This is a genomic window from Carnobacterium mobile DSM 4848 (assembly GCF_000744825.1).
In the GTDB taxonomy this organism is placed as follows: Bacteria; Bacillota; Bacilli; order Lactobacillales; family Carnobacteriaceae; genus Carnobacterium_A; species Carnobacterium_A mobile.
This window is the reverse complement of sequence record NZ_JQMR01000001.1, coordinates 2,009,211-2,021,942: the sequence shown is the minus strand read 5'-3', so window position 1 is coordinate 2,021,942 and position 12,732 is coordinate 2,009,211. Positions and strand designations below refer to the sequence as shown.

The following is a 12,732-nucleotide window of genomic DNA, read 5'->3' as shown; positions in this document are numbered from 1 at the left end:
CTTACTACCAGTATACTTTATCTATACTCATAACAAAAAATAATAGCCTGATGAACATTTCTTTTTCTGTGTCTGGGATTGCAGGGGGAATTGTTAATGATGCATCTAAAAATCCATAATGCGTAATCATTGTATTTGCTCAGATAGAATAGTACCATTTTAAGTAACAGGTAAAGAGAGCGAATTCAGGCAATTACTTAAAAATCAGCAGACCACTCACTAAGGAGGAAAACAGCATGGATTTAGGTATTAAGGGAAAAGTAGCTTTAGTTACTGGTTCAAGTTCGGGCATTGGTTGGGAAACGGCACGTGTTCTTTTAGAAGAAGGCGCCACAGTAATTCTTACGGGTAAAAAGAAAGAAAAGTTAGAACAAGCTGCAGCCAAACTGGGTACGAACGATAACCTTTTTCATTATGCTGCAGACATTACCAGCAGCCAAGAACTGAGAGCGATGCACGACAAAATTACGGAAGAAGTTGGAAAAATCGATATTTTGGTTCAATCCGCCGGCATTACCGGTGCACAAGGCCTTTTTCATGAAATTGACATGGCAGGCTGGGAATCGACACTCGAAGTAGATTTGCTCGGACCGGTTCGTGTGGTAAAAGAATTCTTGCCAGATTTAAGAGCAGACGGCTGGGGCAGACTAGTCTTAATAGCTTCTGAAGATGCTGTACAGCCTTATGACGATGAATTGCCTTATTGCTGTGCAAAAGCCGGAATCCTGGCCTTTGCAAAAGGACTTTCACGTACTTATGCTCGTGAAGGCTTACTGGTCAACACCGTTTCACCGGCTTTCATTGAGACACCAATGACTGATGCCATGATGGATAAACGGTCTAAAGAATTAAATGTATCAAAAGATGAAGCCATTCAATCGTTTCTTGATAAAAAAAGACCTTATATGGAACTCAAACGCCGCGGACAGACAGAAGAAGTGGCTGCCGTCATTGCCTTCCTTTGCTCTGATAAAGCTTCTTTTGTCAACGGTTCTAATTACCGCGTCGACTCTGGCTCCGTTGCTACTATTTAAAAAAGAGAGGAGAAAAGATACATGCAGAACCAACCAGAAAATGAAGTTCAACGCACACAACAAGCTAACCAACCTTATGACTACTTGATTATCGGAGGTGGTATGGTTGCCGCCTATGCCGCAAATGGAATACGCGAACAGGATAAAATGGGTACTATCGGTATCCTTTCTGCTGATGTCGATGCTCCTTACACTCGACCTGCTTTAACGAAAAAATTATGGACAGATGAGGAGTTTACAGAAGACCAAGTTTCACTTAATACAGAAGAAACAGGTGCTGAAATTGAATTAGAAACTGTCGTAACAGCAATCAATCGAGATATGCATACCGTTCAATTAGAAGATGGCACGGTCATCGGCTATACTAAATTACTCTTGGCAACAGGTAGCGAACCGGCTAAGATCGACGGTCCTGAAGATGAACGCGCAATTTTCTTTAGAAACTGGACCGATTATCGAAAACTTCGTGAACTTTCTGGCCATAACCGTCATATTTTAGTCATTGGCGGCGGCTATATCGGAGCCGAATTAGCTGCTGGTTTGGTACAGAACCAAACAAAAGTCACGCTAATTTATCCTGATGAAACCCTTGGAAGCAAACAATTTCCTGAAGAAATCGCCAAAGAGTACGAAGCTGCTTTTCAAAAAGCCGGCGTCACACTTGTGAATGAAAAACGTGCTACATCCTATCGAAAAGAAGACGACAAATTGGTTTTAACGCTTGATGATGGTACAGAACTCGAAGGTGATGCAATCGTAAGCGGACTAGGTGTTTCTCCACGCGTTTCCTTAGCAAAAGAAAGCGGCTTGAAAGTAGAAGATGGTGTTGTTGTTGATGAATATCTGCGGACTGAAGATCCAGATATTTATGCAGCTGGAGATATCGCTGCTTATCCAGATAAAATTTTAGGCAAAAATCGAATCGAACACGTGGATCATGCACGAAATTCAGGAGAAGCTGTTGGAAAAGCGATGGCTGGGTCAGATGAACCGTATACACATACTCCTTACTTCTATTCTGTCGTGTTTGGTATCTCTTGGAAAGCTATCGGAACATTAGATCCAGAGCTAGACACATTGATCGATAAAGTCGGCGATGGAAAAGTTGTTTATTACCTTAAAGATAATAAACCGGTGGGTATCTTGCTTTGGAATGTTAAAGCCGATTTAGACGATGTCCGTAACATTCTTAGTAATCCGCCTGCTGATTCAACTGCATTAAAAGGTGCTATCCAAGAAAAAGAAGAATAAACGTAAAACAACCTCTCTAATAAAAAAAGGCACTGCCTTAGGTTTATTTGAACCTAAAGCAGTGCTTTTAGTCTCTATTGCTTTGATTGTTAGTGATTCTCATTTCAGAAATTCCGAATCAATGACTTTATCTGTTGTCTGCTGTAAAGAGGCTTTCGATACTTGATTCTCTTGATAACCATTAAGAACGTGCTGCTGTGCAAGTTCTTCTGTATAATCATCCAACGGGTATATCTTAAAATTCTGTCTTGATTCAGCGTAATCATTCTGATCTCCTGTATAATGCATCACTGTCGCATCCCATTTGACATTTTCAATAGCTTTCTCTTCTTCTTTTACCACAAAATCAAAAGAAATCATTCCTCCTAAGATATTATTTTCAGTTCCGGTCGACATAGCAGACAGGAAATTTCCTAAAGAGTAAACGACCAATGTTTGATGGCCATTTTTCCCTTCTACCCATTCAACCGGTTGAATCACATGAGGGTGTGTGCCAATCACCGCATCCACTTCTAGATCTGCAAACAACTGAGCATATTCTTTTTGAAAGGCATTTGGTTCAAGCATATGTTCATCTCCCCAATGTGCTGACACAATAACGAAATCACTAACTTCTTTTGCCTTTTTAACATCTTGAGTAATCAAGTCTTTGTCAAAATAGTTTAAACGATAAGAGGCATCCGGCTCAATACCATTAGTTCCATATGTATAAGCCAAGAAAGAAAAAGTTAGTCCATCTCTTTCAATGACTGGGATCGCATCGCGCTGCTCTTGGGAATCAAATACCCCTGTAAATACCATGTCTTCTTGTTGTTCCCATATTTCTAAAGTGTTCAAAACGCCTTGTTTGCCTTTATCCAATGAATGATTGGAAGCTCCATTCACTAAATCAAACCCTAAATCCTTTAAGTTGTCCGCCATATCGCTGGGCGTGTTGAAATCTGGATAACCAGAAAAACCAAATGCATCTCCGCCAATCAATGTTTCCTGATTAATAAAAGCTAAATCTGCCGTTTCGATAGGATCTGCTACATACTCAAACATTGGTTTAAAATCAAATGAACCGTCTTCTAACTGAGCTTCTTCAAAAATCACATTATGGATCAGGTTGTCTCCTACTCCCACAAATGAAATTCTTTTTTCTTCATCATGCGGGTCTTCTGGTTCAACAGATGACTCACTTGATGAGACTAGTGCTAGTTCTGCGGCTGACGAAACATCTCTGGGGCTTTCAGCAGATTGATTTTCGCATCCGCTTAATACCAGCATTGCTACTAAAAAACCGATTTTTTTCATATTCATCTTCCTTTCCTATGCAAACTGATTTGAGTGCTTCTCTTCCTAATTCTATAATATGAATTATACCCGTTTCATTTCGTAACCTCTAGTAAAGCACCGTTTCTTGTCTGGGTACACTAAAAAAACAAGCTTGAAATAGAATCTCAGGCTTGTTTCTCATTTTTTCTTTAACCAATTAGTTGTTTTCGTTCATTATAGAAACCTTTGTAGGCTCGATAGCTGGCTATAACTGAAGCGATACTGGTTGTTGATAGCAACATAAACGTCACCATGATTTGGTATTTTATGGCTTGTGTCGGATCAACTCCAGCAAACATCAACCCTGACATCATCCCTGGCAAACTGACTAAGCCAAGCGTCTTAGCTGAATCGATCGTCGGGGACATTCCCGCTTTAATACTGTCTCGGACAATTGAAATGGAAGCTTGTTTTAAGTCCGCTCCCAGTGCTAATTTTTCTAGTATCTGCTGACGCTGGTCGGTAAATTTACTATTCAGATTTCGATAGCAAATTCCGATTGCAATCATTGAGTTGCTGGCAATCATTCCGGATATCGGAACGACTTGAGAAGGGCTGAATGCTATGGAGCCTGAAAATAACAGGATGACCAATGTCAACGCAGTCGCAGTTAAAATTGCAATAAAAGATGTTTTAAACGCTCCCGGAATCCCTTGACTTCTTTTAGCAGCATTGTAGGAAGCATTAAAAACAATAACCAATGACATGGCCAGCGTGACTATGGTGTTGTCCAACTTGAACACATATCCAAGTACGTAACCGACTGCAAATAATTGGACGACAGCGCGAAAAACGCCCCATAGAATATCTTTTCCTAAATCAAGCTTTTCTTTGTAAACAACTCCTAGTGCAACCAACACTAATCCTGTTGCAAGTAACAATGAAGTGTTGCTGATTTCTAAATTCATCTTTTTTCCTCCGCTTCTCCATTGACAATCTGGATAACACGATCTGATTCTGCAATTTCGTCAGTGTTATGTGTAACCCACAATACCGTGATGCCTTCTGTTTGATTCATTTCTCGAATCAAGTGTCTGACGATCAATTGATTTTCTGCATCCAGTGCACTAGTAACTTCATCCAGCAATAGAACCTTGGGTGTAATCAACAAATTGCGCACTAAAGCGATCCGTTGTTTTTCCCCACCTGACAGATCGTTGATATTTTTTGTCAAATACGTTTTATTCAATCCGACCTTCATTAGATAAGCTGCGGCTTTTTCAGAATTAAAATTTTCTTGTCTGATTTCATAAGGAAAAGACAGGTTTTCCTGAACGGTTTTCCCAAACAATACCGCTGTCTGAAAACAATAAGAAACTTCTTTACGGTACGCAATCGGAGCATACTCTTCCAGACGCTTACCTTGGTAGTCTATTGAGCCGGCCGTTTGCGAGATCATAGAAGCCATTATTTTTAAAAGCGTACTTTTCCCGCTGCCAGATGGTCCGGTAATCGTCACAAATTCTCCTTCTTCAATTGAAAGATTGATGTCATTTAAAATCAAGTTATCATTTGCTTTAAAACTCAGTTGAGTCAATTTAATAATCGGTTTGCTCATTCTGTCTCCTCCTTTGTTTTCTTTAAAACAGTTTATGTAAACATAAAAAAAAGCTGCTCATTGATAGAACAGCTTACATTATAACAGTTATCAACTAATGGTCCAATGAAGTTTATTTTAATTTCTTTTATTGTTTGAATGAACGGTATTTTATACTAGTGAAATGATTATCAGTTATACTTTGATTTCATCATTTAGCAGACTGCTCTGTACTGCTTCAGCTTATTTAAGGAAAGCCGCTCACTTATCTTACTTAACGCTTGATACCTAGAATATCTTCTTTGGCATGAATCAATTGAGTGATCAATTTACTATAAGGAGCGTTTAACCCTTTATTTTCTGCTTCTTTTGCTACTGTACCATTCAAAAAGTCAATTTCGGTCAGACGTTTATTCTGCAAGTCTTGATGCATAGAAGGATAATGAGCTCCAACTTTTTCTGCTGTCGCTTTCAAGTAGCTAACCGTTTCTTCTACGTCTAAATGGACACCTTCAGTTTCCGCCACAAGAGAAAATTCACTGACGATTTCTTTGATCAGGTCTTCATGTTCAGAAGTTGCGAACAACTCTTTGATATTGCAATTTAGTAGGGAACACAAAGCGTTCATTGTGCCATTGACGCAAGCTTTTCTCCATGTTGTAAAATGAACATCTTGACTATAGACACCGTTCAACCCGCTATCGGCCATCATTTTCACTATTTGAAGGGTACTTTCTTTTTCGTTGATATCCGCATTTTGGACTTCAACAGGACCTTCACCCATGAAATGTGTTTTCCCTGGCGCATCTAACCCACCTGTCCAAACAGTCGTACCCATAATGATATTTTTTTCTGGAATGTATTCAGCAATTGTCTTAGCATGTCCCAATCCATTTAATAAACAGATAACTTTAGTATCCTCTGACAGCAAATGTTTAATTTTTTCCAACATATGACGTAAGCCCATTGACTTAGTGAAAATAAATACAGTATCGAATGTGTCTTTAATGTCAGCAGGTTTTCCTATGGGAATGTCAATGTTGTCTTCTTTTCCATTTACAGTTATAGTCAAACCGTTTTTTTGAATGGCTTTAATGTGATCTTCCCAAAAGTCTATCAAAGTAACGTCGTTTCCATTTTTTTGCATCATATAACCAAATCCACAACCTAAAGCTCCAGAACCCGCAATTGCTATTTTCATTTTAAAATTCCTCCATTTGTTTAATAAATTATCTTTCATTTAATTTGAAGCTGGTATAAATTTGAAGATATCATTCTCGTAAATATGCAGTACTTTATTGCAAACAACGTCAATAAGGTAACCACCTACAAAAGGGATCACAAAGTAGGCTAAAAGAACGTTCATTAACCCTGTTCCCATATTAAAGGATTGGATAGGTCCAACTAAACCAACGATTCCAAAACCAGCTGTTTGCGGTGTACCTTGAATGGTCAGCATATAAACACCAATCCCTGAAACAAAGGCATTGATAACAACTGGAATCATGATTTTTGGATGTTTGATCAAGTTAGGAATCATCATTTTCATAGCTCCCAATAAAATGGCTAAGGTTGTCCCAGTTTGGTTGATTCGGATAGAACCGATGACTAAAATGGCAGTACATGCCGTTATTCCCACTGCTGCTGCTCCAGCTCCTAATCCAGTAACTCCGATAGCAATTCCTATCGCAACGGTTGAAATTGGTGAAATAATGATGATAGAAAACGCAATAGATATTAAGATAGTCATTAGTAATGGTTGTAAAGAAGTAAAGCTGTTGATCAAGTTTCCAAGTGAAGAAGTGATGATGCCAACATATGGAAGCATCATCAAACCTAACGTGCCTACACCTACACTAACGATGATCGGCATTAGTATCAGTGTTAGTGAACCTAATCGACCTTGCAGAAGCCGTGTAACAAATACTGCAATAGCAGAGACGAGCATAACATTGATCAAATCACCAATACCAACTAATTGCACTCCGGCTTCAGTAACTTGATAAGCACCTGAACCTAAAAAGGCGGCGGCTCCTATAACGACACTTTCCATTCCGCTTAATTTAAACTGCAAGGCTACTAGAACTCCAATAATTGCTGGTGTGATAAATTGCATGATCATGACAACACTTGCTAATAACTCAAATACAGATCCATACGGTATAAGCGACTTGAAGATCGAACCCAATATTGCATTTGCAATCAATCCTATAACGACTCCTGAGGCTGTTCCTGCTAAGACTTTATTTAAATAATCTTTCCCTGTATACGCAACTTTATTTTCCATTATTAAACTCAACCTTTCCTATTTTAATTGACAGAGACCATGTACTTTTTATTTCTGTGATTTTTTTCACATATCTTTCTTACAAGTTCATAATATCACAAACTTTTACAGACTTCAATTTTTTTTGAACTAATTCGTGTAAATACTTCTATTTCTAATTATATTCTAACTTAGCCAAGAGGAATGTTTAACTTCAGTAACTAAATACCCCTGTAAAAGTAGAATAGAAACAGACTTTTACAGGGGTGTTTTTATTTTATTCTACAAAACAGAAGTTGGCTGAAGGCGGTAAGTAATCCAATAAGAATACCGACTCTTCTTTGATATGACCAACAATATTTCGAGTTCCATCATCTTTCATTTCTTTTAAGGCAATTTGCGTTTCGCCTTTGTATTGACCGAACTGATCATTACAAATCAGGATATCACCTTTTTTGATTTGACCGGTTTGATGAGCAGGAAAATCTTCATTTTTATATTTAATACGTGTCATAGATGAACGGATCATATATTCTGAGCGGTCTCCACGGTAACTATGAATCTCTTCTAGAATAACTTTTTTCTCTAAATCTGTTGCATTTTCTGAAAATTCTATTTTCAATTCTGGATACGCTCCAAGATAAGCTTCAGCTACAGCTTCTAACTCCTCTTCTGTCGCGTATGCATTCCCGATCAGCAAATCATCAATTGAATCCATCAATTTATAATGAGTTGCTTGAGTATGGATTGGCAAATAACGGTGCTGTTCCAATGTGCATAGCCCTTCTTGAACTGGCCATGGACCAAGTTCTCCATTTTCTGCTGTAATAAAGGCAGCGGTATGAAGATTGTATTGGTTGAATTGTGCTGTAGTCTTTTCAAAATGTTCTTGAGAAAGTCCAGAATAAAGCTGTGGATAGAAATTATGAGAAGCTGTTAAGTAGTCTCGATTCGGTTGATTGCTCATCACATTATCAATGTACTTCGTGCCGCTGCTCATATTGACTTCAATTTTCAGCTGTTCCGAATTTTGTGTCATCCGCGCTTCTTCAGCACCGGTAAACCCTAAATCTAAGCGGATCGCACTTGCGCCAAGCTCTTTAAAAAAGCTTAAGTCTTCGTAGCTGACACCTAATTGTCCAAATAGTCCTGGATTAATGTCTAAAACAGTTTCTATTCCAACTGAACTTGCATATTGAATCACTTTTTTAAATTTATCAACAACTTCAGTGGTATCGCCTTCTACTTCCAATAAACTCATAAAAACACGTGTATAACCGTATTGGCTTGCTAAGTCTAGATACTCTTTATCCTTTTCATACGTACTTTTGGCCGGATAAATAGAAATTCCGATATTTTTCATTGTCGCCCTCCATAAATATACTGTTCTCGCTTACACTAAACAATGGTAAGCGTTTCACAGTTAATTGTAAAGGATTATTGTATTTTATTACTGGGTTGAAGCGATTCATATGTTATATCCAGCTAATAAAATCAAAAATGGTCTAGGTCCCGTTAATAGTATTAAATTTCTCCTAATATTGCTATAGTTTGTATCTTTTAAAAGGAATGAACTCTAGTAAAATAGAATATATATCTATCAGGTTATTAGTTCGTTTAGTCAATCTACGGTTAATCGATCTTTTAGCACAACCTATTTACGAGGAGGAAAAAAGTTGGAAACATTACTGCAAAAGTTCTCTGATTATCAAGAAGTCTACACAAAAGGTACTTATCTTTTCTTTACAAAAAATCCAATAAAAATTAAATTTTTCGGAAAATTTTTTCGCTTTGAAACATTTCAAGATGTATTTGGCAACAATCTAGACAATGCTCTTTTTGAACTGGTGCCGAGCGACTTTTCCGGCGAAACGGAAATGTCCTTAACACATGAATTTGATCGTACGTTAAAACCAGATAGTTTCACATTAACGGTAACTGAACAAAAAGAGATTATCATCAAAACAAAAAACTTACGCGGTTTTCGTTATGCAGCTGAAGCTTTGAAGCTGCTTTTTGAAAAAACCAGCAACGGAACAGCTTGTTTGCTAGTCTCCATTGCCCATTCCGTTTCTTTTCAAGTTCGCGGTGTTATTGAAGGATTTTATGGGCTCCCTTGGCAACATGCTGATCGATTGGATGTCTTACATTATCTTGGGAAAAATCGGATGAATACGTATATGTATGCTCCAAAAGACGATGAATACCAACGTAATTTATGGCGCACATTATATCCTGAAAAAGAACTTGCTCAGTTTGAAGCATTAATTGAGACCGCTGAAAAAGAAATGATTGATTTTTATTATATGATTAGTCCAGGCAATGACATTGACTACACTCAAACAGAAGAAGTAGCGGTTTTGACTAATAAGCTGCAACAACTGATTGATATAGGTGTTAGAAACTTTGGCTTATTAATGGATGATATTGACTATTTGCTAAAAGGCAACGCTAAAAAGAAATTTGCTTCATCCGCCAGTGCACATGCTTATTTGATTACACAAGTTGACAACTTCTTAAAAAATGAGCTAGAAGATTACTGCTTTGTTGTCTGTCCGACAGAATACGATAATCATCAAGATTCTTCTTATTTGGAAATATTGAGTGAAAAGATGCCTAAAAATATTCCCTTATTCTGGACCGGCCCTTCAACTTTAGCTGCACAAATCACTACTTCTGAAATAAAAACTATGGCTGCTGCCTACAACAGACCAATGATCATCTGGGACAACATTCCGGTCAACGATTATCAGAAAGACTATGAATTGCTGTTTCTAAGTCCGTACGAAAACCGCTCACCACTGCTGAATCAGGAACCATTCCAGGTTGTTGGAGTCGTCTCAAATCCAATGGCCCAATGGGAATTATCAAAATTGACTATCCATAATATGAGCCAATTTTTATGGAATTCTGCTGGTTATAAAACAGTAGACAGCTGGAATAAAACGTTAGCAGAGTATCTTCCGGCTAAATATTATAAAGCTTTAAAGATTTTTGCTCAGTTTAACCCTAATAAATATACCAGGGAAGTTCTGACACTTGAACAACAAAATGCCATCCAAGAAAAAGATTTAGTTTTTATTACAAATCAATTGGAACAACTGGTTGAAGCAAGCTGGCAACTATTAGAAGTTGAGGATTCTGCTTTTCAACAAACGATTGGCCCTTGGTTAAAACGCACAAAAGAAGATTTGCTTTATTGGCAGACAATAATGGAAGGCTATCCTGATAAAATCCAAGCAGTAAAAACTAAGTTGGCTGATATTCCTTATCGAATCGGCACGGATTTACCCGCTGCATTTGTCCAGTATTGGAAGCTAACCGAAAAAATTGCAGTAAAGGAGAAAGTCAAATGATGTGGGAACTTATTGAAAGTTCTAGCGATACTCTCAAAGCAGTTGAAATAACAATAGCTTGGCTGGAGAATCATCATGAATTGAAACCAGCCAAGATTTATTATCACAATAGTGCCGGAAATGAATTAGTGGTCCACTATGATCAAGCAAACGGTACTGCACATATTTCCGGTAGTATGGAAGTGCATCTTTTTCGTGGGTTAGGTCTGCTGCTAGAGATGCAGCATGAAGGTCTTTCTGAGAAACGAGAAACAATGCAGTTCGATCAGTTGGATTTTATGCTGGAAACATCCAGAAATGCAGTGATGAACATGAAAAGCATCAAAAAATTTATTTTAATGTTGGCTTTGATGGGCTATACAGGTCTTTATTTGTATATGGAAGATACCTACGAAATCACTTCTCGTCCTTATTTTGGTTATTTAAGAGGTCGCTTTTCAAAAATGGAATTGCAGGAAATAGACCAATACGCTCAGTTATTTGGCATCGAAGTAGTTCCGTGTATTCAAACACTAGCCCATCTCTCGCAGGCTTTGAAATGGGAAAAAATGGCTGAAATGAGAGAAGATGAAGACACTTTATTAGTCGGTTCTGAAGCAACATACGCTTTTATTTTAGACATGCTGGAAACTGTAAAAGCTACATTCAGTTCAAATAAAGTGCACATTGGTTTGGATGAATCTTATGGAGTAGGTCTTGGGCAATATTTAAACCTCTTCCCTTATACGGAACGCTTCACTTTAATCAAAGTGCATTTGGAAAAAGTGGTTTCGTTGTGCCGAGAACTAGACTTACAGCCGCTTGTCTGGAGCGATTTCATCTACCATACTTTGGATAAAAAAGGTCTGTCGGGATACTATCCAGTAGAAGCGGAAATCGATGAAAAAAAAGCGAAGTCTATGCCGAAAGACGTTTCCTATGTCTACTGGGATTACGGCGAATTTGAGTCAGAAAAATATAAAAAACGGATCGAGAACCATCGCCTATTTGCAGATGATGTAGTATTTGCCGGTGGAATCCACATTTATGGAGCCATCGTACCTAATCACGGAAAATCATTAAAAACATTAAACCCTGCTTTAATGACCTGTAAAAAAACTGGTGTTAAAAAAATCTTAGCTACGACATGGGGCGATAATGGACAGGAAACTTCTCATTGGAATGCTTTACCGATCATGCAGTGGTACGCTGAGCATGCCTATCATGAAGAAGTAGCAGCAGAGCTGATTGCTGCTCGGTTTGCCATATGTGTGCAACCTAACTTGTATGATTGTATGTTATCGCTTCGCTTCTTGGATGAAGTTCCTGGAGTAGAGCCGCTGAATCATTACATGGCTAATCCATCTAAATATCTGCTTTGGCAAGATCCTTTGTTGGGCCTTTTTGATGACCATGTCAATCGGTACCAAAAAGATGGAAACTTGATACAGCATTATAAACAAAGTAAACAATCTATTAACTCTTATCTTTCTGAATCAACAGACGTTTTTCAATTAAATTTAAAGTTGTATCAAAGTTTAGCTGAAGTTTTGGAACTAAAAGCCACTTTCGGAATAGATTTACTCAGTGCTTATCAAGATAAACAGGTGGATTCTTTAAATGAGCTCGCTTACAATCGGATTCCTGCTATCATCGATGCTGTTGAAAGGCTCCGAGATCGTCATTCTACTATTTGGCTGGCTACTTATAAAGCTTTCGGATGGGAAACATTAGACATTCGTTATGGTGGGCTACTCCAACGTTTAAAGACCGCTCGCCAAAGAATTGAACACTATACAACTGGCGAAATCAACCAAATAGAAGAACTAGAAGAACAACGTCTGCCTTTTTTAATTGGAACAACCCCTTTGTCTATCAATGTACCGGATTATAATGATATTGCTTTTACAGGATACCATTAAGTTTTCATTTAAAATCATCAGTATTAGGAACTTTCAAACAAAAAGAAGCTGTCAGTTTTATACTGATAGC

At 38.0% G+C, this 12,732-nt stretch carries 10 protein-coding genes; 4 read left to right on the top strand and 6 right to left on the bottom strand.

Annotated features, from left to right (window positions below; genetic code table 11):
* Window positions 1-236 precede the first annotated feature (236 nt).
* Window positions 237-1,034 carry an SDR family NAD(P)-dependent oxidoreductase gene (locus BR87_RS09640; protein WP_035031479.1) on the top strand — a complete coding sequence of 266 codons (798 nt, stop codon included), beginning with the start codon at window positions 237-239 and terminating at the stop codon, window positions 1,032-1,034.
* Between the two features lie 21 nt (window positions 1,035-1,055).
* On the top strand, window positions 1,056-2,285 hold the full coding sequence (locus BR87_RS09635) for an NAD(P)/FAD-dependent oxidoreductase (protein WP_051929805.1): 1,230 nt from the start codon (window positions 1,056-1,058) through the stop codon (window positions 2,283-2,285).
* 99 nt (window positions 2,286-2,384) lie between these two features.
* Here BR87_RS09635 and BR87_RS09630 read toward each other — a convergent pair whose 3' ends face one another.
* The 6 genes from BR87_RS09630 to BR87_RS09605 form a co-directional block, all read right to left on the bottom strand.
* A complete protein-coding gene (locus BR87_RS09630; RefSeq protein WP_035031476.1) occupies window positions 2,385-3,581 on the bottom strand; it encodes a CapA family protein in 1,197 nt (398 codons plus the stop codon).
* 170 nt (window positions 3,582-3,751) lie between these two features.
* On the bottom strand, window positions 3,752-4,510 hold the full coding sequence (locus BR87_RS09625) for an ABC transporter permease (RefSeq protein WP_035031473.1): 759 nt from the start codon (window positions 4,508-4,510) through the stop codon (window positions 3,752-3,754).
* Window positions 4,507-5,160, bottom strand: coding sequence for an ABC transporter ATP-binding protein (locus BR87_RS09620; RefSeq protein WP_035031470.1), 654 nt, complete (start codon window positions 5,158-5,160; stop codon window positions 4,507-4,509). The genes BR87_RS09625 and BR87_RS09620 overlap by 4 nt, the downstream gene beginning before the upstream one ends.
* 253 nt (window positions 5,161-5,413) lie before the next feature.
* Entirely contained in the window at window positions 5,414-6,340 is a 927-nt protein-coding gene (locus BR87_RS09615) for a 2-dehydropantoate 2-reductase (RefSeq protein ID WP_035031467.1), read from the bottom strand.
* A 39-nt stretch (window positions 6,341-6,379) separates the two neighbouring features.
* On the bottom strand, window positions 6,380-7,426 hold the full coding sequence (locus tag BR87_RS09610; RefSeq protein ID WP_035031464.1) for a PTS sugar transporter subunit IIC: 1,047 nt from the start codon (window positions 7,424-7,426) through the stop codon (window positions 6,380-6,382).
* A gap of 256 nt (window positions 7,427-7,682) precedes the next feature.
* The gene (locus BR87_RS09605; protein ID WP_035031461.1) at window positions 7,683-8,768 is read right to left on the bottom strand and encodes a DUF871 domain-containing protein; all 1,086 of its coding nucleotides are present in this window, start codon (window positions 8,766-8,768) and stop codon (window positions 7,683-7,685) included.
* A 313-nt stretch (window positions 8,769-9,081) separates the two neighbouring features.
* Between BR87_RS09605 and BR87_RS09600 the strand changes: the two genes are divergently transcribed.
* Both BR87_RS09600 and BR87_RS09595 read left to right on the top strand, forming a co-directional pair.
* On the top strand, window positions 9,082-10,761 hold the full coding sequence (locus BR87_RS09600) for a protein O-GlcNAcase (protein WP_051929803.1): 1,680 nt from the start codon (window positions 9,082-9,084) through the stop codon (window positions 10,759-10,761).
* Window positions 10,758-12,662, top strand: coding sequence for a beta-N-acetylhexosaminidase (locus tag BR87_RS09595; RefSeq protein WP_051929800.1), 1,905 nt, complete (start codon window positions 10,758-10,760; stop codon window positions 12,660-12,662). Before BR87_RS09600 ends, BR87_RS09595 begins: the two co-directional genes overlap by 4 nt.
* Window positions 12,663-12,732 lie beyond the last annotated feature (70 nt).

Excerpts from the sequence above, each read along its gene's own strand:
- BR87_RS09640 (WP_035031479.1), top strand. The coding sequence starts at position 237 with ATGGATTTAGGTATTAAGGGAAAAGTAGCTTTAGTTACTGGTTCAAGT.
- BR87_RS09625 (WP_035031473.1), bottom strand. The coding sequence starts at position 4,510 with ATGAATTTAGAAATCAGCAACACTTCATTGTTACTTGCAACAGGATTA.
- BR87_RS09620 (WP_035031470.1), bottom strand. The coding sequence starts at position 5,160 with ATGAGCAAACCGATTATTAAATTGACTCAACTGAGTTTTAAAGCAAAT.
- BR87_RS09630 (WP_035031476.1), bottom strand. The coding sequence starts at position 3,581 with ATGAAAAAAATCGGTTTTTTAGTAGCAATGCTGGTATTAAGCGGATGC.
- BR87_RS09605 (WP_035031461.1), bottom strand. The coding sequence starts at position 8,768 with ATGAAAAATATCGGAATTTCTATTTATCCGGCCAAAAGTACGTATGAA.
- BR87_RS09595 (WP_051929800.1), top strand. The coding sequence starts at position 10,758 with ATGATGTGGGAACTTATTGAAAGTTCTAGCGATACTCTCAAAGCAGTT.
- BR87_RS09610 (WP_035031464.1), bottom strand. The coding sequence starts at position 7,426 with ATGGAAAATAAAGTTGCGTATACAGGGAAAGATTATTTAAATAAAGTC.
- BR87_RS09635 (WP_051929805.1), top strand. The coding sequence starts at position 1,056 with ATGCAGAACCAACCAGAAAATGAAGTTCAACGCACACAACAAGCTAAC.
- BR87_RS09615 (WP_035031467.1), bottom strand. The coding sequence starts at position 6,340 with ATGAAAATAGCAATTGCGGGTTCTGGAGCTTTAGGTTGTGGATTTGGT.